20 protein-coding genes are annotated in these 22,086 nt (G+C 71.1%); 8 read left to right on the top strand and 12 right to left on the bottom strand.

Features of this window, described 5'->3' with window-relative positions; translation table 11 throughout:
* Positions 1-193: 193 nt before the first annotated feature.
* The 4 genes from EV148_RS03295 to ada form a co-directional block, all read right to left on the bottom strand.
* Complete coding sequence (locus EV148_RS03295; RefSeq protein ID WP_158287293.1) at positions 194-955, bottom strand: gamma-glutamyl-gamma-aminobutyrate hydrolase family protein; 762 nt, start codon at positions 953-955, stop codon at positions 194-196.
* 49 nt (positions 956-1,004) lie between these two features.
* Complete coding sequence (locus EV148_RS03290; protein ID WP_131993372.1) at positions 1,005-2,111, bottom strand: PA0069 family radical SAM protein; 1,107 nt, start codon at positions 2,109-2,111, stop codon at positions 1,005-1,007.
* A 61-nt stretch (positions 2,112-2,172) separates the two neighbouring features.
* The gene (locus EV148_RS03285; protein WP_131993369.1) at positions 2,173-2,703 is read right to left on the bottom strand and encodes a pyridoxamine 5'-phosphate oxidase family protein; all 531 of its coding nucleotides are present in this window, start codon (positions 2,701-2,703) and stop codon (positions 2,173-2,175) included.
* A gap of 45 nt (positions 2,704-2,748) precedes the next feature.
* Positions 2,749-3,831: a bifunctional DNA-binding transcriptional regulator/O6-methylguanine-DNA methyltransferase Ada gene (gene ada, locus EV148_RS03280; protein ID WP_199222704.1), complete on the bottom strand. Its 1,083-nt coding sequence runs from the start codon at positions 3,829-3,831 to the stop codon at positions 2,749-2,751.
* Positions 3,832-3,989: 158 nt separating this feature from the next.
* On the opposite strand from ada, the gene EV148_RS03275 reads away from it, so the two are divergent.
* Complete coding sequence (locus tag EV148_RS03275; RefSeq protein ID WP_131993363.1) at positions 3,990-4,697, top strand: glutathione S-transferase family protein; 708 nt, start codon at positions 3,990-3,992, stop codon at positions 4,695-4,697.
* A gap of 3 nt (positions 4,698-4,700) precedes the next feature.
* Here EV148_RS03275 and EV148_RS03270 read toward each other — a convergent pair whose 3' ends face one another.
* The gene (locus EV148_RS03270; protein ID WP_131993360.1) at positions 4,701-5,153 is read right to left on the bottom strand and encodes a YaiI/YqxD family protein; all 453 of its coding nucleotides are present in this window, start codon (positions 5,151-5,153) and stop codon (positions 4,701-4,703) included.
* A gap of 122 nt (positions 5,154-5,275) precedes the next feature.
* Positions 5,276-5,890, bottom strand: coding sequence for a hypothetical protein (locus tag EV148_RS03265; protein WP_199222703.1), 615 nt, complete (start codon positions 5,888-5,890; stop codon positions 5,276-5,278).
* A 25-nt stretch (positions 5,891-5,915) separates the two neighbouring features.
* On the opposite strand from EV148_RS03265, the gene EV148_RS19055 reads away from it, so the two are divergent.
* Complete coding sequence (locus tag EV148_RS19055; protein WP_259393250.1) at positions 5,916-6,044, top strand: hypothetical protein; 129 nt, start codon at positions 5,916-5,918, stop codon at positions 6,042-6,044.
* Positions 6,045-6,254: 210 nt separating this feature from the next.
* Entirely contained in the window at positions 6,255-6,767 is a 513-nt protein-coding gene (locus EV148_RS03260) for a DUF1993 domain-containing protein (protein ID WP_131993357.1), read from the top strand.
* A 271-nt stretch (positions 6,768-7,038) separates the two neighbouring features.
* On the opposite strand, the gene EV148_RS03255 is transcribed toward EV148_RS03260, so the two are convergent.
* Positions 7,039-7,569 (bottom strand): SPFH domain-containing protein, encoded by a 531-nt coding sequence (locus EV148_RS03255; protein ID WP_131993354.1) that lies wholly within the window; start codon positions 7,567-7,569, stop codon positions 7,039-7,041.
* Between the two features lie 124 nt (positions 7,570-7,693).
* Here EV148_RS03255 and EV148_RS03250 point away from each other — a divergent pair, with 124 nt between their 5' ends.
* Both EV148_RS03250 and EV148_RS03245 read left to right on the top strand, forming a co-directional pair.
* A complete protein-coding gene (locus EV148_RS03250) occupies positions 7,694-8,806 on the top strand; it encodes a sterol desaturase family protein (protein WP_131993352.1) in 1,113 nt (370 codons plus the stop codon).
* Positions 8,807-8,923: 117 nt separating this feature from the next.
* The gene (locus EV148_RS03245; RefSeq protein ID WP_131993349.1) at positions 8,924-10,771 is read left to right on the top strand and encodes a putative bifunctional diguanylate cyclase/phosphodiesterase; all 1,848 of its coding nucleotides are present in this window, start codon (positions 8,924-8,926) and stop codon (positions 10,769-10,771) included.
* A 67-nt stretch (positions 10,772-10,838) separates the two neighbouring features.
* Here EV148_RS03245 and EV148_RS03240 read toward each other — a convergent pair whose 3' ends face one another.
* Positions 10,839-11,183, bottom strand: a complete 345-nt coding sequence (locus EV148_RS03240) for a zinc ribbon domain-containing protein YjdM (protein WP_131993346.1) — start codon at positions 11,181-11,183, stop codon at positions 10,839-10,841.
* Positions 11,184-11,579: 396 nt separating this feature from the next.
* On the bottom strand, positions 11,580-13,136 hold the full coding sequence (locus tag EV148_RS18355) for a choice-of-anchor Q domain-containing protein (protein WP_158287292.1): 1,557 nt from the start codon (positions 13,134-13,136) through the stop codon (positions 11,580-11,582).
* A 173-nt stretch (positions 13,137-13,309) separates the two neighbouring features.
* Between EV148_RS18355 and EV148_RS03230 the strand changes: the two genes are divergently transcribed.
* Complete coding sequence (locus EV148_RS03230; protein WP_131993343.1) at positions 13,310-15,349, top strand: winged helix-turn-helix domain-containing tetratricopeptide repeat protein; 2,040 nt, start codon at positions 13,310-13,312, stop codon at positions 15,347-15,349.
* Positions 15,350-15,392: 43 nt separating this feature from the next.
* Here EV148_RS03230 and prpE read toward each other — a convergent pair whose 3' ends face one another.
* Both prpE and EV148_RS18350 read right to left on the bottom strand, forming a co-directional pair.
* Entirely contained in the window at positions 15,393-17,324 is a 1,932-nt protein-coding gene (prpE, locus tag EV148_RS03225) for a propionate--CoA ligase (RefSeq protein ID WP_277871119.1), read from the bottom strand.
* A 171-nt stretch (positions 17,325-17,495) separates the two neighbouring features.
* A complete protein-coding gene (locus EV148_RS18350) occupies positions 17,496-17,645 on the bottom strand; it encodes a hypothetical protein (protein ID WP_158287291.1) in 150 nt (49 codons plus the stop codon).
* A gap of 270 nt (positions 17,646-17,915) precedes the next feature.
* Between EV148_RS18350 and EV148_RS03220 the strand changes: the two genes are divergently transcribed.
* Positions 17,916-19,664 carry a 3-hydroxybutyrate oligomer hydrolase family protein gene (locus EV148_RS03220; RefSeq protein WP_131993337.1) on the top strand — a complete coding sequence of 583 codons (1,749 nt, stop codon included), beginning with the start codon at positions 17,916-17,918 and terminating at the stop codon, positions 19,662-19,664.
* 149 nt (positions 19,665-19,813) lie between these two features.
* Here the strand turns inward: EV148_RS03220 and EV148_RS03215 are convergent, their stop codons facing one another.
* Positions 19,814-20,689: a helix-turn-helix transcriptional regulator gene (locus EV148_RS03215; protein ID WP_131993967.1), complete on the bottom strand. Its 876-nt coding sequence runs from the start codon at positions 20,687-20,689 to the stop codon at positions 19,814-19,816.
* Between the two features lie 192 nt (positions 20,690-20,881).
* Here EV148_RS03215 and EV148_RS18625 point away from each other — a divergent pair.
* The coding region (locus EV148_RS18625) for an IPT/TIG domain-containing protein (RefSeq protein ID WP_199222702.1) at positions 20,882-22,086 on the top strand (1,205 nt) is incomplete at its 3' end.

Genomic DNA, 22,086 nt, shown 5'->3' with positions numbered 1-22,086 from the left:
GGGGCCGCAGCCATTCGAGCATCGCGCGCTTGCCGCACGAACCGGTGACATCGTTCCGAAGCGGGATTTCGGCGCTTGCGTGCATTCGCGGGGGTCAGGGGTCGTGCGGCAGCGAGTCTAGCAGGAGCCGAAAAAGGGCTTTCTGGATTTTTCCGGCGCGCCCGCGCCCGCGCGCATGCCTGGACCCGACGCGTCAGCGGGCGCCCTCGTCGCGCCGGGCGGCGTCGACGAAATGTCGAAGCAGGAGCGCCCCGTCGATGCGGCCGTCGGCGCGATGGTCGAACTCCGGATGCCATTGCACGCCGAGCAGGAGCGGCTCTTCGCGCGCACGCACGGCCTCGACGACGCCGTCTTCGACGCAGGTGGCCTCCACGACGAGACCGTCGCCGACGCGTGCGACCGCCTGCCGGTGCGCCGAACAGACGAGGCCCCCGGCGGCGGCGTGGAGCCGCGCCAGCAGGCCGCCGTCGCTGAACGACACGGCGTGCTGGTGCGCCGCGTAGGCGGACGGGTCGCTGTGCCGTCGTGCCTCGACCGGATCGAGATCGCGCAGTGATCCGCCGCAGGCGACGTTGACGAGCTGCGCGCCGCGACAGATGCCGAGCACCGGCTTGCCGAGCGTGCGGAACGCGTCGAGCAGCGCGAACTCGAAGCCGTCACGCGCGCGGTCGAGCGGCGTGAGGTCGTCGGGCGAGCGCGCGAGGTTCGTGCCGCCCTGCAGGAGGAGCCCGTCGCACCAGTGCGCGTAGGCGCGGGCCGTGACGGCCGCGCGCGCGCCATCCGTGGCGAGGCCGGTGCCGACGACGAGCGCGCCCGCGTCGGCGAGACGCTCGAGCAGTGTCCGTTCGAAGAACAGCTGTTGCCGCGTCCAGCCGCCCCCGGCCGAGGCGTCGCCGCCGAACAGGCGGGGGGCGACGGCAATGCGCGTGGCGGGAACGGTGTCTGGTGCGGACATGGGCGACCCTCGGCGGCCGCGCATCATAGCTCCGCGCGCGACGTGCATTTCAGAACAGCTCGCCCTGCGGCGACGGCGCACGGGGCGGCGTGAAGCGCGAGGTGTCGAGGCCGAGGTCGCGCTGCGCGTTGATGCCGTGGCGGCGGCAGGCGAGGCGGAAGCGCTGGCGCACGAGGTTCGCGAATTCGCCCTCGCCGCGCATGCGCGAACCGAAGCGCGCATCATTGTCCTTGCCGCCGCGCATCTGCCGGATCAGGCTCATCACGTGCCCGGCGCGCTCGGGCACGTTGAGTTCGAGCCATTCGCGGACCAGGTCCTTGAGCTCGTACGGCAGGCGCAGGATCGTGTAGCCCGCGTGGCGTGCGCCGGCCGCGGCCGCGCGTTCGACGATCTGCTCGATCCAGCGGTCGGTCACCATCGGGATGATCGGCGCGACCATCACGCCGCAGGGCACGCCGGCGGCGTTCAGCGCGGCGACCGCTTCGAGCCGGCGGTGCGGCGCGCTCGCGCGCGGCTCGAGCGTGCTCGACAGGCGGTTGTCGAGCGAGGTGACCGAGACGAACGCATGCACGAGGCGCGCCTTCGCCATCGGCGCGAGCAGGTCGAGGTCGCGCTCGATCAGCGCGTTCTTGGTGATGATCGTGCACGGATGGTTGCACTCGGCGAGCACTTCGAGCACCGAACGCGTGATGCGCCAGCGCCGCTCGATCGGCTGGTACGGGTCGGTGTTCGCGCCGAGGTTGATCGGCGAGCAGGCATAGCCGCGCTTGCCGAGTTCGGCGCGCAGCAGTTCGGCCGCATTGGTCTTGGCGAACAGTTTCGTCTCGAAATCGATGCCGGCCGACAGGTTGAGGTAGCCGTGCGAAGGCCGTGCGTAGCAATAGACGCAGCCATGCTCGCAGCCGCGATAGGGATTGATCGACTGCTCGAAGTGGATGTCCGGCGAGTCGTTGCGGCTGATGATCGAGCGCGCGCGCTCGATCGTTACGACCGTGTCCGGCCGCGCTGGCGGTTCGTCATCGCGGTGCCAGCCATCGTCCTCGCGCGTCTTCGCGATGCCCTCGAAGCGACCTTCGGGATTGGACGCGGCACCGCGCCCCTTGATGCGCGCAGGGGCGTCGAGGCGGTTGGGATCCGAGGGCGGCTGCAGTTTCATCGCGGCGAGTATGCGCCGGCGTGTCTCAGGTGGCGCGATGGCGGCGACGGCTGGGCGAGCGCTAGCCGTGCCGCCCGGTGCGTGTCGCATCCGTCGCGTGCAGGACGCCGTGGCGGCCCAGGTCGGCCGGCTGTTCGCTGACGAGCCCGTGCACGAAATCGATCGCGCGCGCGACCACGCCGCCGTTCGGTTCCCAGTACGCCGCGTCGCGCACGTGCACGCGCAGCACGGCGAGATGCGGATCGTCCTTGCCCTGCGGGAAGAACACGCGCTGCGGCAGCGACCACAGTTCGTCGATCGTCGCGCGGTCGCGCTCGACGCGCGCGCTGCCTCGCACCGAGATGAAGCGATGGCGACGCGGATCGGCGAAGGCGAGGTTGACGTCGGCGTGCTCGTCGAGCTGGGCGACCTTGTAGCTGTCGATCGCGGTGAAGAACACGAATTCGCCGTCGCCGTCGAACTTGAGCACTTCGAGCGGACGGCTCACCATGGAGCCGTCCTCCGCGTGCGTGGTAAGCATCGCGACGCCGATGCCGTCGACGAGGCCGGCGAGGCGGCGCAGCTCCGCCGTGCGCTGTTCCTCGATCTTCATGGGGTGCTCCTCCGGGGACGGGCCACCACGCTCACACCCGGCGCGTTAATCGCCCGTGACCGGCGCCGTGGCGCGTGCACGGCGTTCAACGTCGATCAAGGCGCGCTTGCGCGGCAGGCCCCAGCGATAACCGCCGAGGCCGCCGTCGCCGCGGATCACGCGGTGGCAGGGCACGAGCACCGCGACGTGGTTGCTGGCACAGGCGGACGCGACCGCGCGCGTCGCGCGCGGCGCATCGATCGCCGCCGCGGCTTCGGCGTACGAAACCACGTCGCCATACGGGATGCGGCGCAGGTAGTTCCACACGCGCACCTGGAACGCGGTGCCGCGCAGGTCGAGCGGCAGGTCGAGATCGGGCGCGCGGCCCTCGAGGTGCGCGTTCAGTGCCGTCATCCAGGCGTCGAACGCCGCGTGCGCTTCGTCGCGCATCGGCACGAGCCTTGCCTGCGGGAACTCCGCGGCGAGCGCGGCGCGCAGCGCGTCGGCATCGTCGCCGAACTGCAGGAAGCAGATGCCGCGGTCGGTCGCGCCGATGCAGGCGAGGCCGAGCGGCGTCGTGCCGGTCGCATGCGAGATCTCGAGGCCCGCTCCGCCGCTGCGGTACTGCTTCGGCGTCATGCCGAGCGACGCCGGCGCGCGTTCGTACAAGCTGCGGCTCGAACCGAGGCCGGCGTCGTAGATCGCATCGGTGACCGACGCGGAATGGCGCAGTGCGTGTCGCACGCGCCGCATGCGCACGCTCTCGATGTAGTCGCCGGGCGTGATCGTGAGATAGCGCTTGAACAGGCGGTTGAGCTGGAACACGTCGCGCCCGGCCGCGCGCGCGAGCGCGGCGCCGTCGGGCAGGTCGTCCGGCGCGGCGTCGATGCGCCGGCACAGCGCGAGCAGCACGGCGATTTCGGGGTCGTCCTGCCAGCGTTCGAGCGGCCGGCAGCGCTTGCATGGCCGCAGGCCGGCCGCGGCGGCCGCGGCCGGATCGTCGAAGAAGCGCACGTTGTCGCGGCGCGGCCGCCGCGAGTCGCAGGACGGCCGGCAGTACACGCCGGTGGTCAGCACGCCGTAGACGAAGCGCCGGTCCATCGCCGCGTCGCGTTCGAGGACCGCCTGCCATTTCGATGCGTCGCTCATGGGTTCCTCCATCCGTCGATGGGGGCATGCTCGCGCCACCGCAAGCGCGCGGCCATCCGTCCCTTGCACCGCATGCGCAGGCGGATTCGCCGCAAGAGGCGGATGGTCCGCGGCGGCCGTGGCGGGGATGCTGCACCAGCCTTCCCCGGAGCGACACGATGCTCACCCTCTACGACTACCTGCCTTCGCAGAACGGCTGGAAGATACGCCAGCTGCTCGCCCATCTCGACCTGCCGTACCGCAGCGAACTCGTCGCGATCTTCGACGGCGAAGGCCAGTCGGCCGACTACCGGCGCATCAGCCCGACCGGCACGGTGCCCGCGCTCCGCCTCGCCGACGGGCGCACGCTCGCCGAATCGAATGCGATCCTCGCCTTCCTCGCCGAAGGTACGCCCTACCTCCCGGGCGACGCGTACGGCCGCGCCAAGGTGCTGCAGTGGCTGTCGTTCGAGCAGGAGCGCATCGAGTCGACCGTCGGCACGCTGCGCCACTGGCGCCTCACCGGCAAGCTCGCCAGGCGCCCGCCCGCGCTCGTCGCGATGAAGCGTGACGCGGCGGTGCATGCGCTGGCGATCCTCGATTCCGAACTCGAAACGCGAGCGTTCGTCGCGCGTGATGCGTACACGATCGCCGACATCGCGTTGTACGCCTACGCCGCGCACGCGCAGGAAGCCGGCATCGCGCTGCGGCCGTTCGTGCACTTCAACCGCTGGCTCGCGCGCGTGCGCGCGCAGCCCGGCCATCTCGCGACGACGCATGCGTACGCGCTGGATCCGCATTCGTCGCGCGAGCTGGCGCATCGGCCGCTGCCGGCGGAAGTCGCCTTCATGCAGGCCGACGACGCTGGCGGAGCCGGCGCGGATTGAGGCTCAGGCGCGCGCCACGCGCGCGAGCAGCCGGTCGAGCTGGTTCGCGAACGCGCGCGCATCGCGCGCGTCGTAGGCAGGCGGGCCGCCGGTATCGACGCCGGCGCCGCGCAGGCCGTCCATGAAGTCGCGCATCGACAGCTGCTGGCGCACGTTTTCGGCGGTATAGAGCTCGCCGCGCGGGTTCAGCGCGGCGATGCCCTTGTCGACGAGGATCGCCGCGAGCGGAATGTCGTGCGTGACGACGAGATCGCCCGGCTCGGCCCAGCCGGCGATCGCGCGATCGGCCGCATCGAGCGTGCGCTCGACCGTGCGCCGGCTGATCAACGTCGAGCGCGGCACCGCGATCGCCTGGTTCGCCACCAGCACGAGCTCGATGCGCGTCCGCTCCGCGGCGCGATAGAGGATGTCCTTGACCGCGCGCGGGCAGGCGTCGGCATCGACCCAGATCTTCATGTTTCCCGTTGCATTTCGCTTTAGGATGAGTATGCCCTGCCGCGCGAGGCGCGTGGTCCGGGCGCGGTAGACCGAGGCTCTGCTACTCACGCACGGCCGCGCGGATCGGAGTGCGGCCCGGTTCACGAACAGCGAGGTACCGACATGAAGCGAGTCGCATCGAAGAAGTCCGCGGCGAAGAAGGCGGCCAAGAAGGCCGGCGCGAAGAAGGTGGCCGACAAGGCGACCAAGAAGACGGCAGCGAAGAAGGCGCCTGCGAAGAAGGCAGCCACGAAGGCAGCGAAGAAGGCGGTCCGCAGGCCGGCGCGTGCGGCGGCGAAGAAGGCCGCGAAGACGGTGGCGCGCAAGGCGGCGAAGAAGGTCGCGAAGAAGCCCGCCGCAGGCAAGGTAGCGACGAAGGCGCCGCCGCGGAAAGCCGCGCCGGCGAAGAGTGCCGCGAAGAAGGGCGCGGTGAAGAAGGCCGCGGTGAAGAAACCCGCGCAGAAGGTGGTCGCCGGGAAACCGGCACCGCGCCCGGCGCCCGCGTCCGCCGCGACGTCGAAGCCTGCACCGCCGGCTCGGCCGCAGGCTGCGGCGAACACGTCGCGCCCGGCGCCAACGCCACCGGCACCGTCGAAACCGGCGGCCGCGGTTCGACCCAGGCCCGCGGCACCCGCGCCGGCGTCATCGACTCCCGCGCCACCGGCGCAGGCCTCGACGGCGACATCCGCGACGCCGCCTGCCGCGGCGGCCGCCACCGGCGCGGTCAGCGCCGAGGTCGCGATGCAGCATTTCCGCGAGGTCCTGCGCGCGAAGCAGGAACGCGTGCGCCAGGGCCCGAGCTATCCGGCGCCGAACGCCTACACCGGTCGCCACGACGGCATGGCCGGCCAGGGCGACGACGACGAGTGAGCCCGAACGAATGACGCGCGCGCGTCCGTCGCGAGACGGCGGATGCCGCGCACCGGTCGTGCACCTCTGCACGAGGGCTCGATTCCCGTGCATCGCGCGCCGCGTCCTCGCCGCGGGCAAGGCCTTGCATCCATGCGTTCCGCCGCCACGTCGAGGCGACGCCTGCGCCGGCTCCCGCCGCCGCGCGTCCCACCCGTCGAGGAGTTACGCATGACGCTGTCGATGTACGAAGCTTCGATCCCCGTGTTCCAACGCGCACTCACCCAGCTGTCGGCCGTGCTGAAGAAGGCCGCCGCGCATGCCGAGGCGAAGAAATTCGATCCGGCGGTTCTCGTGAATGCACGCCTCGCGCCGGACATGCTGCCGCTGTCGCGGCAGATCCAGATCGCCTCCGACCACGCCCGCGGCGCCGCCGCGCGCCTCGCCGGACTCGCGCGCCCATCGGTGCCCGACGACGAGGCCACGCTCGACGACCTGCAGGCGCGCATCGCCGCGACGCTCGAGTACATCGGCCAGTTCACGCCGGCGCAGATCGACGGCAGCGAAGTGCGCGAGATCACCCTGCCGCTGCGCACCGGCGAAGTGAAGCTGCAGGGGCAGCCGTATCTCCTGCATTTCGCGTTCCCGAACTTCTGGTTCCACGTGACCGTCGCATACGCGATCCTGCGCCACAATGGCGTGGACATCGGCAAGCAGGATTTCCTCGGGCCGTTGCCGGTGTAGGACGGGTCCGCACAGGAACGTCAGCCGCCACAGCCAACATACGGATGGCGGCTTGCCGTAGGGCGGCTCGGGGCTGAAGGCCGGAGCCGCCGTGTATGTCGGAGGCGCGAAGACGCAGGCTGAAGCGGATCCGCCGCTGCGCGGCTTGATCCGCCCTACGATCTGCGGCAAAGGCGCGAGCTGCGATCCTCTTGGGTCTCGGCGCAGCCTCAGCCCTTCAGAAGACGACACCGTACGAAGAGCACGGCGCCGTCCGCCACGACACCGGCCCTCACCGCCGCTCCAGCTTCCCCGCCGCCGTCTCGGTATTGTCCAGTTCCGACTTCGCGTGCTGGCGCTGCGCCTCGGCGTTCGCCTTCGCGGCATCCTTGCAGGCGCCCTGCTGCGCGTCGGGCAACGTTTCGCACTTCTTCACGGCGACGTCGTAGTCGGCGTCGGCCTTCGCGATCGCCACGTCGTAGCGCGCCTTCGCATCCTTGACCATCGCGTCGGACTGCTCGTCGGCGAGGTCGTCGCCTGCCCGGCGCTCGACCTTGGCGGCATCGGCGCTCGCGTCGTTGATCGTCTCGCCCGCCTCGGCGTTCGCCTTCTGCACGTCGGCGTTCGCCTCGGCGCGCGCCGCATCGAGCTTCTGCTGCGCTTCGGCCGACGTCTCGGCGGCCTTCTGCTGCGCCTTGGCGACGTCCTGCGCCGCCTTTTCCTGCGCCTTCGCGACATCCTGCTGGGCCTGCTCCGGCGATTTGCCGCACGCGGCGAGTGCGAGCGCGCTGCCGAGCGCGATGTGCCATGCGGATCTGTTCATGCGTACTTCTCCCTATGCCATCGGCGACGGCGCATCGTCGAATCGCGGCGCTTTACGACCAATGAACGTGGCCGGCGCGCCCGCGCCGGCGTTCAGCACGCCCGCGGGCGGCTAGAATGCGCGCATGTACGCGTTCTGGAATTCACTCGTCGACGGGCTCGATGCACACGCGGTGACGCCATTCCTCGCGTTCGCGCATCTCACCGGACTCGCCGGCGATCCGCGCGAGATTGCCGAGGCGTTGCTCATCGCGCTCGCGCAGGTGCTCGTGATCGGCCTCGTGTTCCGGCCGCTGGAGAGCCTCGCGCCGGCCGAGCGATGGGCCGACCGCCGGCTCGCGCGCATCGATCGCACCTATACCTTGCTGATGCTGCTCGGCCTCAACCCGCTGTTTGCCTATCTCGTGCTCACGCCGTTCGCGAACGCGTTCGGGGGCGGCGCGGAGGAGGCGGCGAGCGGGCTGGCGGCGTGGCTGCCGTGGTTCCAGCAGCATCCGCTCGCGCTGTTCCTCGCCTACTATGCGATCTACGACTTCGCGTACTACTGGATGCACCGCGCGCAGCACTGGATCCCGTGGTGGTGGGCGCTGCACAGCATGCACCACAGCCAGCGCCAGATGAGCTGCTGGAGCAACGATCGCGGCAGTTACGTCGATGGCGTGCTGCAGTCGATCTTCCTCGCCACGGTCGGCCTCGTCGTCGGCGTCGGGCCGGACCAGTTCGCGCTGCTCATGTTCGTCGGCGAACTCGTGCAGAACTGGTCGCATGCGAACGTGCGCTTCGGCTTCGGCCGCGTGCTCGAGAAGCTGTTCGTCGATCCGAAGTTCCACCGCCTGCATCACATGATCGTCGATCCCGAACGCCCGCGACTGCACGATTGCAACTACGGACAGGTGCTGTCGATCTGGGACGTCCTGTTCGGCACCGCGCTGTACGGCGAACCGCCGCGGCCGACCGGTGTCGGCGACCCGATCGTGGACGCGGACAACGGGCGCGGCGTCATCGCGATGCAGTGGGGTGCATTCCGCCGCTTCTGGGGCGCATTCTGGTGCGCGGCCGGCTGGAAACCCGGCGATGTCGCGTTCGGCCCGGACTACGTGCCGGTGCCGACGCGGCACATGGACCTGCATCGTTTCGACCGCGCGGCGCCGGTCGACGCGCCGACCGCGGACGCGCCCCGCGACGCCACCGCGATCGTCGATGCGCCCGTCGGCGCGCCGGCGCGCGGGTCGGCTTGAGGCGGCGCGGGCGCGGCGTATGATGGCTGCACGGGTACCGGCATCGCCGCCCCGCGTCCGGTCGCTGCACGCCGGCGCGTCCGATATCGAGTGCCCGCTCGGGAAACGGGATCGAGGATGATCGACGACCGCTCCAGCGCGGCGCTGCAGCGTCTCCAGGGCGAGATCCTGGAAGCGATCGCGCGCGGCGAGCCGCTGCAGCGCATCGCCGACCTGCTGTGCCGCCGCGTCGAAGGCCTCGTCCCCGACGTCGTCTGCTCGATCCTCGTCGTCGACGCGCAGGGGCGCGTGCACTCGCTCGCGGCGCCGAGCCTGCCCGAACCGTATTCGCACTCGCTCGACGGCATGTCGATCGGACCCGTCGCGGGCTCGTGCGGCACCGCGGCCTGGCGTGGCGAGCCGGTCGAGGTCACGGACATCGAAACCGATCCGCTGTGGGTCGACTATCGCCACCTGGCGCTGCCGCTCGGCCTGCGCGCGTGCTGGTCGAGCCCGATCAAGGCGCGCGACGGCCGCGTGATCGGCACGTTCGCGTTCTACTACCGCACCTGCCGCGGCCCGGCCGCGATCGAGCGTGCGATCGTCGAGCGCTGCGTCGACCTGTGCGCGATCGCGATCGAGCACGACGCGGTGCAGGCGCACGTGCAGCGCCTCGCCTTCCACGACCCGGTCACCGGCCTCGCCAACCGCTCCGCGTTCATCGAGCGCGCGACGGCCGCGCTCGTCGCGCTCGCGCCGGGCGAGGCGGTCAACGTGCTCTACATCGACCTCGACGACTTCAAGGCGGTCAACGACACGCTCGGCCACCGCCTCGGTGACCAGCTGCTCGGCGGCGTCGCGCAGCGCCTCGCCGCCTGCATACACGCCGACGCGTTCGTCGCGCGCCTCGGCGGCGACGAGTTCGCGGTGCTGCAACCCTGTCGTGACGCCGAGGCGGAAGGGCACCAGCTTGCGGCGCGCATCAGGGCCGCGCTCGACGAACCGTTCGACGTCGACGACCAGCGCGTCATGATCGGCGCGAGCGTCGGCATCGCGCACGCGTCCGCGCCCGGCCTCGACCTCGACGAACTCGCGCGGCGCGCCGACATGGCGCTGTACGAGGCCAAGGCGGCCGGACGGCGCACGCACCGCTTCTTCGACGCCGCGATGGACACGCACGTGCAGATGCGGCGCAGCCTCAAGCAGGACCTGCGCGCGGCGATCGAAGCGGGCGCGTTCAACCTCGTCTACCAGCCGATCGTCGCGCTCGAGACGGGCGAGCCGGTCGCGGTGGAGGCCTTGTTGCGCTGGAGCCATCCCGCACGCGGCAACGTGCCGCCGGCGTCGTTCATCCCGGTGGTCGAGGAAATGGGCCTGATCGGCCCGCTCGGCGACTGGGTGCTGCGCACGGCCTGTGCCGCCGCGGCGCGCTGGCCGCGCGGGATCAAGGTCGGCGTGAACCTGTCGCCGTTGCAGTTGCGCAGGAGCGGCTTCGTGCTCGACGTGGTCGGCGCGCTGCAGCAGTCCGGCCTGCCGGCCGAACGGCTCGACCTCGAAGTCACCGAGAGCGCGCTGCTGGCCAGCGACATCGCCACGCGCACCGCGATCAACGAGCTGCACGACCTCGGGGTGCGCCTCTCGCTCGACGATTTCGGCACCGGTTATTCGTCGCTGCAGCTGCTGCGCGCGTTCCCGTTCGACAAGATCAAGATCGACATGTCGTTCGTGCGCGACATCGGCATCGATGCCGACTCGGAAGCGATCATCCGCGCGGTGATCCGCCTCGCGCGCGACCTCGGCATCCGCACGGCCGCCGAAGGCGTCGAGACCGCGGCACAGTACGACTGGCTCGCGCACCACCGCTGCAGCGAAGTGCAAGGCTTCCATTGCAGCCGCCCGCTGGTCGAGGCGGACCTGCGCGCGCTGCTCGAGCGGGGTGCATCGAGCGAAGTCGCGGCGGGCGCGGACCTGCGCTCCTCGTCCTGACGCGCGCTGCGGCCGGCCGGACATCCGCCATGCCGGGCGCGCCGCGGCCCGCGTCGGCGGAACGACGTCAGGCCTTCTTGACGAACTCCGACTTGAGTTTCATCGCGCCGATGCCGTCGATCCTGCAATCGATGTCGTGGTCGCCGTCGACGAGGCGGATGTTCTTCACGCGCGTGCCGACCTTGACGACGAGTGACGAGCCCTTCACCTTGAGGTCCTTGATCACGGTCACGCTGTCTCCGTCGGCGAGCACGGTGCCGTGCGCGTCCTTGACAACACGCTCGTCGGATGCGTCCGACGCATCGACGGCGCCGGGCGTCCATTCGTGCGCGCATTCCGGGCAGACGAGCTGCGTGCCGTCCTCGTAGGTGAACGTCGACGCGCATTCGGGGCAGGGGGGCAACTCGCTCATCCGGACTCCTCGTTCATGTCCGCCAGCACGCTGCGGCGCGACAGGGGCCGCGATTATACGTGCCTCGATGTGGTCGCCATGCCGCGCGTACGGTCGCCCGGCACGCACCCCCGTCGGCACGCTGCCGCTGCGGGACACGCCCTCCGAACGTCAGCGTCCTGTCACCGGATCGAAATGCTGCCCTCCGGATACGGCACGGCAGGTGGAGCAGGACCATGGTCGCCGGTCCTGCGAGCGGGAAGGCGCCGCAAGAGAGCACCAGGGACGACGCGCCCTCGCGGGTGTCGAGCGTGATGGCGGTGCTGGCCTGCAGCGTCCACGGCGCGGCGCAGGTCCGCGCGGCCGCGTGGCCGGCGACCCGCGCGCATGCGACGTCGCACGAAGGAAGTCGCGGATTCATCGCTGCCTCGTGGAGTCGGGGGAGGCGAACGGCGGGGGCGGGTCGGCCGCGTCGAAGTCGTCGGCGAAGATGCGGTCGTCCGTCGCGTGCAGTTCGACCGCGCCGATGTCGGCGTCGGCGCCCGCGACGCGCGCGGCACCGCGCTGGTCGACGCTGAATCCGTGCGCGTCGCCGCGATCGATCACCGGACTGTCGGGCAGCGGCAGGTGCGTGCGGGTGGGACCGCCGTTGTCGTGCAGCGGGGCGAGTCGCGGGGCGGACTCGAAGAGCGTGTCCGCGGGTACCGGTCGGTGCGACCAGCCGACCATGTTGCTGTCGCCGAGGATCGTGAGCGATTCCGGGCCATCGATGTCGTCGGCGGCGTACGGTGGTTGCCCGTCGTCGAAATAGTTGCCCGCGGCGATCGTGCCGGACATCGTCACGTCGACGACATCCCGACCGAAGATGATGCCGGCGCCGAACTTCGTCGCGACCGGGTTCGATTCGCGGTTCGCCGTTATCGTGCAGTTGATGATCCGGGTCGTCGCCGTGTCCAGGTAGAGCCCGCCACTCATCCATTGCTCGGATCGTTCGGCGACATTGCCGGAGATCGTGCTGCTGTAGATCGAGGCCGTGGCATTGTCGTGGCCGAGCATGACGATTCCCGGCGTGCCGGCGCTGGCGACGTTGTTCGAGATCGTCGAGCGCACCAGCATGCCGCCGCCGCCCACGAAGGCGGCGCCGGCATCGACCGCGGACACGTTGCCGTCCAGCGTGCTGTCTTCGATCACGACCGATGATGGTGTGAACAGGCCGCCGCCTTGCGGGAACGCGCCGCTACCGCCGGTGGGGCCGCTGGCCGACACCGAGTTGTTCGTGATCGTGCTCCTGCGCACGAGGACGTGCCCCTCGGCGTACAGTCCGCCGCCGCGCGCGGTGTCGTGGTCGGTGCGCGCGAGGCTGCTGTCGATCGTCGTGTCGTACAGGCGGATGTCGCCGTTGCCGTAGGCCGCGATCGCGCCGCCGCGCGCGTGGCCGGCCTGCCCGACCGGCGTGACGACCATGCAATTGCGGAATACCGAATCGTGGATGCGCAGGTTGCCATTGACGGAACGCAGGCAGCCGCCACCGAGGCCGGCATTGGAAACGTACTTGCCGCCGTTGATCGTGACGCCGCTGATCGCGAGGTTTCCGCCGCCGCCGGCATGGTTGAAGATGCGGCGGTTCTGGTTGCCGGTGCCGTCGATTTCGAGCAGGCCGGCGCCGGGGCCGGTCAGCTCGACGTCGTGCAGCGTGATCGCGCCGGACGTCACCGAAATCGTGCTGCAGGCGAGGCCGCCGAGATCGATGCCGTCGCCGTGGTTGGCGTGCGCGGCGGCGTCGCGCAGGCTGCCCGGACCGGCGTCGTTGCAGTTCGACACGGGCCAGAGCACCGATCCATCCGGTCGGTGCACACCGGCGGCGGCGACCGCAGGGTCGGGGGCGACGCTCGCGCCGGCGGCCATCGCCAGTGCGAACGCGAGCGGCTTCATGCGCGAGGTCGTCGGGGACGTCGCCGGGGTCTTCGTGGGCATCGTGGTCTCCTTGCCAGGACGGATTCGATCGCGGAGGTTGCGCCCGGCGTAGGGATGGATGCTTGAGGTTCGCGTTGGAGCTTCGTGAGGCCGCCGCATGAGGTTTGTAAGGGCCATGTCGGGTCACGGCGGGAAAAGGAGTTTTACGGGTCGACGCACCACGGAGCACAATCGTGTTGACCGGCCTGGACTATGCAATGGACGACGCCGATCACGGCCCTCCCCGTTATCGCTGCGGTGACCTCGAAATCGACGTGGGCCGCCACCGCGTCCTGCGCGGTGGAACGGAACTCGCGCTCGAACCGAAGGCCTACGGCGTGCTGTTGGAACTGGTGCGCCGTCGCGGCGGCGTGGTTACCCGCGACGCGCTGCTCGACGCCGTATGGGGCCACCGCCACGTGACCCCGGCGGTGCTGAACCGGATCATCGCCCTGTTGCGGCGCGAACTCGGCGACGAGGCGGATCGCCCGCGCCTGATCCGCACCGTGCATGGCGTCGGCTACGAGTTCATCGGCGCTGCCGTGGCCGAGACGAAAGGCGACCTGCGGGCCGCCGTCATCGAAGCACCGGCCGCGCTCGACGTGCGGCCCGCCGCGGTCGGCGCCGCCACGGCGATGCCGATGCGCGCGGCCCGCTCGACGCTTGCGCGGACCGCGCGCGGCCTCACGCTGGCCGTCGTCCTGCTGGCGATCGCACTGTCCGCGCTGCTGGCGTGGCCGCCATCACCGCACTCGCAGTCCGGCGCGCCGGACGTCGCGCCGGTGCCCGTGCGCAGCGTCGCGGTATTGCCGCTGGTGGACGCCGGCGGGACCGATCGCCGCTTCTTCTCCGACGGCCTGTCGGAGAACCTCATCACCACGTTGTCGCAATACCCGGGCCTCAAGGTCATCGGGCGCCGCTCCTCGTTCCTGTTCCGTGACAGCACGGAGAGCGCTGCCGTGATCGGCGCGAAGCTCGGCGTCGCGCATCTGGTCGAGGGCAGCGTGCAGCAGGTCGGCGACGAGGTGCGCGTGAGCATCGAACTGATCCGCAGTGCCGACGGCGCCGTCGTGTGGACGAAGCGTTTCGATCGCCCGTACACGGACCTGTTCGCGTTGCAGGACGAGATCGCGCTCGCCGTCGCGGGTGCGCTGCAGGTGAAGCTGCTGCACGCGATGCCGTCGATGGTCGAGGCGGGCCGGCCCGCCAGCGGCAACCTCGCTGCCTACGAGGCCTACCTGCGCGCGACGGCCGAGATGAGCGGCGACGCGAGCCAGGTCGGCAAGGCGATCGAGTACTTCGAGCAGGCGACACGGGCCGATCCCGGATATGCACAGGCATGGTCGTGGCTCGGTTTCGCGCGGACGATGAATGCGCGCAGCGACCGCGACCGCGAGAAGGTGCGTGCGCGCTACGCGCAGGCGCGCGAGGCGATCGAAACCGCCTTGCGGTTGCAACCCGAGTTCGGCCAGGCGCATGCGATCCGCGCGAACTGGCTCGGCATGGCCGAACACGACTGGGACGGTGCACTGGCGGAATTCCGCGTCGCCCTGCGCCTCGTGCCGGACAACGATCCGACCCACGGCGCGGTCAGCCGCCTGCTCGCCACCCTCGGCAGGATCGACGAGGCGATCGTCGAGCGCCGCAAGTACATCGCCGGCGACCCGCTGGCTGCGTTCGCCCGCATCTACCTCGCCCAGCTGCTCGCCAGTCGCGGGCGGCTCGACGAAGCAGCGGCGAGCCTGCGCGATGCGGACGAGCGCATCCTCGATCGGGCGTCGTACCTGCGTGACTGGTCGATCGACGAGGGCGCCTACCTCGCGATCCTGCGCGGCGATGCCGCCGCGGCGCTCGCCGCGATCGAAACGACGCAGCCGGGACCGTGGCGTACGCGCTGGCACGCCCTCGCCCAGCAGGTCGGCAGCGACCAGGCGGCGGCCGACGCGGCATTGCAGGGCCTGCTGGAAGCCGATGCACGCGGCAAGGGAGATGCCTACACGATCGCTCGCGTCCACGCGTTGCGTGGCGATGCCGATCGCGCGTTCGAGTGGTTGCAACGCGACATCGAGCGCGATGGCACCGCGGTGCACTACGTGCTGTTCGACCCCTTGTTGCTGCGTTTCCGCGACGACGCGCGTTTCGCGGCGTACTGCCGCCAGGCCGGCCTGCCGCCCCCGCAATCGAGCGAGGCGCTCGGCATCGACGAGATCCGCGCCGCGATCGCGCGACGCTGACGGACGGCCTGCCAGTCGTCGTAGCGGCCGGCGTTGCGTCGCCTCAGCCTGCGACGGCATCCGCGCCGCGCGCGAGCGCCGCGCGGATTTCCTCGAGCGCACTCGCGTCATCCAGCGTCGACAGGTCGCCCGCGTCGCGCGACTCGGCCAGCGCCTGGATCGAACGGCGCAGCAGCTTGCCCGAGCGCGTCTTGGGCAGGGCGGCGACGATATAGACACGCGCGGGACGCGCGATCGCCCCGAGCTGTTCGCACACGCGCTGCTGCAACGCGCTCGCCATCGCGCGACGCGCGTCCGGCTCGACCGCCGCCTTCAGCGTCGCGAACACGTGCGGCGCCTGGCCCTTGATCTCGTCGCGCACGCCGATCACCGCCGCCTCGGCCACCGCGGGGTGCGTCGCGACGGCTTCCTCGATCTCGCGCGTGCCGAGCCGGTGGCCGGCGACGTTGATGACGTCGTCGGTGCGCCCGAGGATGAAGGTGTAGCCGTCGTCGTCGCGAATCGCCCAGTCGAGCGAGCTGTAGAGGAGTTCATTGAAGTGGCCGAAGTAGCTGCGCAGGAAGCGTTCGTCGTCGTTCCACACGGTCGTGAGGCAGCCCGGCGGCAAGGGCGGTTCGACCACGAGCACGCCCTTCTCGTTCGGCGCCGCATCCGCCCCGGTGGTCTCGTCGATCACGCGCAACTTGTAGCCGAAGTTCGGAAAACCGGGTGAGCCGTAGCGCACCGGTTTCAGGTCGAGCCCGGGTTGCAGGCAGAGCACGGGCCAGCCGGTTTCGGTCTGCCAGTAGTTGTCGATGACGGGCTTGCCGAGCCCGTCGGCGATCCAGCGCGCGGTCGGCTCGTCGAGCGGTTCGCCGGCGAGGAACAGCCAGCGCAACGCCAGCAGGTCGTGCCGCCGCAACCAGGCCGGGTCGTGCTTCTTCAGCACGCGGATCGCGGTCGGCGAGGAGAACATCGTGCGCACGCCGTATTCGGCGCAGAGCTGCCACCAGATGCCGGGATCCGGATTCACCGGCGTGCCTTCGTAGAGCAGCGAGGTCGCGCCGACGAGCAGCGGGCCGTAGATGGTGTAGCTGTGGCCGACCGCCCAGCCGACGTCGGAGGTCGAGAACATCACCTGGCCCGGGCCGACGTCGAACACCGTGCGCATCGACAGCGCGAGCGCGACCGCGTGGCCGCCGACGTCGCGTTGCACGCCCTTCGGCTTGCCGGTCGTGCCCGAGGTGTAGAGCAGATAGCTCGGCTCGTTCGACTCGAGCCAGGCGACCGGCACATCGGTGCCGGCATGGCGTTCGCGCAACGTTGCGTAGTCGAGGTCGCGTCCGTCCACGCGTGCGAGCGCCGGGTCGAGCCCGCGCGAGACGACCAGCACGTGGCGCGGCGGGTGCCGTGCCTGCGCGATCGCCGCGTCGACGAGCGGCTTGTAGGGGATCACCTTGCCCGCGCGCATGCCCGCGTCGGCGCAGACCAGCAACGAGGCCTGCGCATCGTCGATGCGCAGCGCGAGGTTGTGCGCGGCGAAGCCGCCGAACACGACCGAGTGGATCGCGCCGATGCGCGCGCAGGCGAGCACGGCGAATACCGCTTCGGCCATGTTCGGCATGTAGACGACGACGCGGTCGCCGCGCCCGACGCCGAGCGCGACGAGCACCGCGGCGAAGTCGTTCACTTCGCGATGCAGTTCACGGTAAGTGAAATGGCGGCGCTGGCCGGTCTCGGTCGAGATCGCGGCGAGCGCGAGCTGGTCCCCGCGCGCGGCGAGATGCCGGTCGACCGTGTTGTAGCAGAGGTTGGTTTCGCCGCCGGCGAACCAGCGGCGGAACGGCGGCCGCTCGACTTCGAGCACGCGGTCGTACGGCCGACGCCAATGGATCGCCTGCGCCTGCGCGTCCCAGAACGCTTCGGGCTGTTCGATCGATTGCCGGTACAGCGTTGCGTAGTCCACGGCCCCATCCCGCGCATGCGACCGCGGCAGGCTAGCCGATGTCCGCGCGCCGGGCGCTGCGACTTTGGTCGAGGCGCGGCAGCGTGCCGCAGCGGCTCAGCCGACCGCGGCTCCGCCCTGCGCGGCGACGACGCGCGGATCGTTCGCCCAGGCCGGCATGCGCGCCATGTAGGCGAGCGGTTCCGCCTCGGCCTCGGCCCGCTACAGCGCGGGCTTCTCGCGCCGCGCCCATTGCACCATGCGCTCGAAGCGCACGTCGAAATCCTGCAGGTGCCCGTGCTCGTGGACGCAGTAGCTGCAGTAGCAACCATTGTCGATCGGCATGCCGCAACTTTCGCACGGATATTTCATGGCGGGTCTCCTTCGTTGAGGCGAGTCGCGCGGCCCGGCGCGGTCACGCGCACGCCTGCGCCAGCGCGAGGTGGAACAGCGGGTGGTCGTCGGTGAGCGGCATGCGCACGCGCGCGGTTGCAGCGCCATCGCCACCCGCGCCGCGCTGGACTTTCACACGATGACGCCCGCGCGTGCGCCGCGTTACGCTGCGTGGATGCGCCGGCTCGTCCGCCCCTGCTGTCCGTCCTGTTCGCCGCCGGCGCGATGCATCGCGTGCCGGAGGTTCCGATGACGACCAACGGATTCGACGGCGACGTGCGCGAGAGCGTGCACTGCGCCGGCGACGACCTGCTCAGCGCCGCCCTCGGCCTCGATGGCCTGCGCGGGAAGCCGCCCGCGTTCGCCGACGCCGCGGCGCCGACGCCGCAGGAGTTGCGCCGGCGTGCGATCCACGCGAGCTGGAACGGCATCGCCGACCTCGGCCCGCTCGGGGGTTACGGTCGCGTCTACGGCGCGGTGCCGGACGTGCCGGGCCGCGAATACCAGGCGTTCGCCCGCGTGCCCGGCGCACGCTCGCCGCATCGCGTGCTGTTGCAGGCCCCCGACGCCTTCGATGCGCGCGCGCGTTGCCTCGTCGTCGCCGCCTCGTCCGGTTCGCGCGGGGTCTACGGTGCGATCGCGCTCGCCGGCGCATGGGCGTTGCCGCGCGGGTGCGCGGTCGCGTACACGGACAAGGGCACGGGCCCGGGCTACTTCGATCTCGACGGCGACACGGGCGTCGCGCTCGACGGCACGCGCGTGGCGCGCGGCGCCGCACCGCTCGAATTCGAGCCCGCGCGCGCCGCGGATGCCAGGGGCGTGGCGATCAAGCACGCGCATTCGGGCGACAACCCCGAAGCCGACTGGGGCCGCCACGTGCTGCAGGCGGCGCGCTTCGGCCTCGCGATGCTCGATCGCGCGTACCCGGCGCAGGCGCCGTTCACGCCGGCCAACACGCGCGTGATCGTCACGGGCCTCTCGAATGGCGCCGGTGCCGCGTTGCAGGCGGCCGGGCTCGATGCCGAAGGACTCGTCGACGGCGTCGTCGCGCTCGCGCCGAACGTGCACGTCGAAGGCGCGCGGCCGCTCTACGACGTCGCCAGCGAAGCCGCGCAACTTCTGCCGTGCGCGCTCACCGATGCGCGCTACGACGCGACGCCGTTTGCGCGCATCGATGGCGCGGTACCGCCGGCGTGGCTCGCGCGCTGCGCCCATCTGCGCGAACGTGGCCTCGTCGACGGCGCCGACCGCGTCGCGCAGGCGCGCTCGGCGATCGAGCGCCTGCGCGCGGGCGGCTGGGACGAGCGTGCGATCGAAACCGCGGCGAGCTCGACCCGTTTCGACCTCTGGCGCGCGATCGCCGCGACCTATGCGGCGTCGTACCTGCGTGCGACGCCGGCGACGATGCCGTGCGGCTTCCACTACGCAGCTGTCGACGCGCACGGCAGGGTGGTGCCTGCCGATGCGGCGATGCGCGCGGCCTGGTGGTCGGATGCGAGCGGCATCCCGCCGGGCGCGGGCGTGCAACTGCTCGGTGGCATCGACGCGTCGTCGGCGGACCCGACCGCATCCGGCATCGATTGCCTGCGTGGCTTGTGGAGTGGCGACGGCGCCGCCGCGCGCGCGCTGCGCGCGGCGGTCGCCGCGACCGCGGTGAAGCTGCCGCGTGCAGGCCTGCCGCTCGTCGTGATCCATGGCGAAGACGATGGCCTCCTGCCCGAAGCGTTCCATTCGCGCGCCTACGTCGCCGCGCTGGAGGCAGCCGCGCGCGCGCCGGTGTACTGGCGCGTGCCGCACGCGCAGCACTTCGAGGCCTTCCTCGCGCTGCCCGGGTTCGGCGACCGCTACGTGCCATTGCTCCCGTACGGCCATGCCGCCCTCGACGCGCTCTGGTCGCACCTCGCCGAGGGCATGCCGATGCCGCATGCGCGGCGATTCGCGACCACGCCGCGCGGCACCGGCTCGCTCGAACGCGCTGCACTCGGCCTCGGGCGCTGACGCGCCGCGCCGCACGCCGCGATGCGCGTCCTGCGTGCTGAGACGCGTGGCTGCCTCGACGAGGCGGAGCCGCGCGCAGGCTCGTGCGGGAACACGACGAGGCGCTTTCGTGCGGGGCCCTTTCCCCCGGGCCTTCCGTGCTCCGTGCTTCAGTCTTTCCCGCTTGCGGTGGCTGGCGATCCCGCGGTCGCGTTCGTCCGCAGTCCCGCGGGACTCCAGCGCGAACCGGGCAGGGTCCACATCGGTGGCAACCGGGTGAACGGCGGGCGCCGATGCACGGCGAGCGCGGCGCCGAGGCGATCGTCGACGCCGAGCTTCTCGAACACCTGGCGCACGTGGCTCTTGACCGTGTCGAGGCGGATGCCGAGCAGTTGCGCGATCGCCTCGTTCGACTTGCCGTCAGCGATCCAGCGCGCGACGTCGCGCTGGCGCGGCGTGAGGTCCGGGCAGAGGTGGATCAGGCGCTCCATCGGCGGCATCTCCCGCACGGAACGCTCGAGCGCGTGCCGGTAGACGCGCGCGACGTGCGCACGCAGTTCCTCGAGCCGGTCGCGCTCGGCATCGGAAAACGCGGGCGCGCCGAGCGCGCGGTGGGCGGAGACCGACAGCGCGTAGCCTTCGTGGACGATCACGAACGCGATCTGCCGGTGCGCTCCGCTCGGCAGGAACGCTTCCTGCGCGATCGGCAGCGCCATGAATTCCTCGTCGCTGAAGAAGTCCGACTCACGCAGCGCGCGCTCGCCGAAGAACGCCGGGTCCTTGCTCCAGAACGGATGGCTGCGCGAGTGCTGCAGGAACGCCGCGGCCGCGCGCGCGCGGCGCTCGGGGTCCGGGTCGATGCGCGAGAACTCGGCGCGGAACTCGCTGCTGTCGAGGTGGAACTCGGCATAGGCCACCATGTCGTTCGCGGCGGCCGCATCGACGCACTCGAACACCTCGCGCGGCAGCGTGTGCAGGTCCGGCTCGGCGGCGTACAGGTCGATCAGTCGCCGCTCGAACCGGTTGTGCACGGTGTCCAACTGCATCGACTCACTCCAAAGTGTGATTGCCCCGCAGGCTGGCGAGTCTAACCTTTCCGATCTTCGGCAAAGGGGTTGCGTGCCCGACGCATCGTGGCTCGTGGCGCGCACCGTCTGCTCGACGGATGCACGGCCTCGCCCGCGCAGACGATGGTCGCGCACGCGAACGACCCAAACACGCACGACCGAGGGCCACCCGTGAACTCCATACGCACCGCCGCGCGTCGCATCGCGCGCCTGTTCCACGCCATCGTCCTCGCCGCGTGCGCCCTGCCGGTATCGGCCCAGGTCAACACCTGGAGCTGGCAGCCGGCGCCCGGCTATCCGGGCAAGTGGCACGAGACGCTCGTATGGACCGCGCCGGCGTGCTGTCCGAACAGCTATCCGAACAGCGCGACCGCCGACGCGCGCATGCTGCCGTACTCGCCGGGTTACGTCGGCGCGGCGGATCTCGACGGTGGCACCTACACCGTCAACCGCCTGCGCTTCACCAACATCAGCACGTCGGGCGGCAACTTCACGCTGACCGGCCATGGCGGCAAGCTGCAGCTGCGCGGCACCACGCCCTACATCCAGACCGGCACGCAGGGTGGCGTTTTCGCGCGCATCGTCGGCACCACGCTCGATCTCGCCGACCACACGCGTTTCGACATGACGGTCGCCGACGATGGACTGGTGGTCGAGGCCGGCTCCAGCGTCGTGATGACGTCGGGCGCGACCACGTTCGACAAGACCGGCCCCGGCGTCCTCGTGCTCGCCGGCTCGAGCGCGGGCCAGATCGCCTTGCAGGCCGGCACCGTGGCGGTGCAAGGCAACCACGCCGGTGGCGTCAGCACCGCCGGCGGGACCGACTTCGGCGGCGCCGGCCAGGTCGGTGGCGCGACCACCATCGTCGGTGGCGCTGCCCTGCACCCCGGCACCTACGACGTCGCCTGGCACGGCTTCGGCACAGGCACGCTCACGTTCGGTTCGTCGTTGACGATGCAGTCCGGCTCCACGTTCGTCGTCTACGTCGATGGCGCCACGAACTACAGCCGAGCCGCCGTCGCCGGCGCCGTCAGCATCGGCGGCGCCCAGCTGGCGGTCAGCGTCGCCACGCCGCCGCCGGCCGGCACCGCCTTGCGCATCATCGACAAGCAGGGCAGCGGAGCCGTCAGCGGCACCTTCGCGGGCCTGCCCGAGGGCACCATCTTCAACGCCGGCGGCGGCGGCGCGTTCCGGATCAACTACGCGGGCGGCACCGGCAACGACGTCGTCCTGACCGCGATCGGTCCGCCGACGATCACGACCGTGGCACCCGCTGCCGGTCCGGCCGCGGGTGGCCAGTCGGTCACGATCACCGGCACGAACCTCGCGGGCGCGACCGCGGTCAGCTTCGGCGGCACCGCAGCGACCGCGTTCAC

Source organism: Dokdonella fugitiva, assembly GCF_004342425.1.
Lineage (GTDB): Bacteria > Pseudomonadota > Gammaproteobacteria > Xanthomonadales > Rhodanobacteraceae > Dokdonella_A > Dokdonella_A fugitiva.
This window is presented reverse-complemented; position numbering and strand designations above follow the sequence as displayed.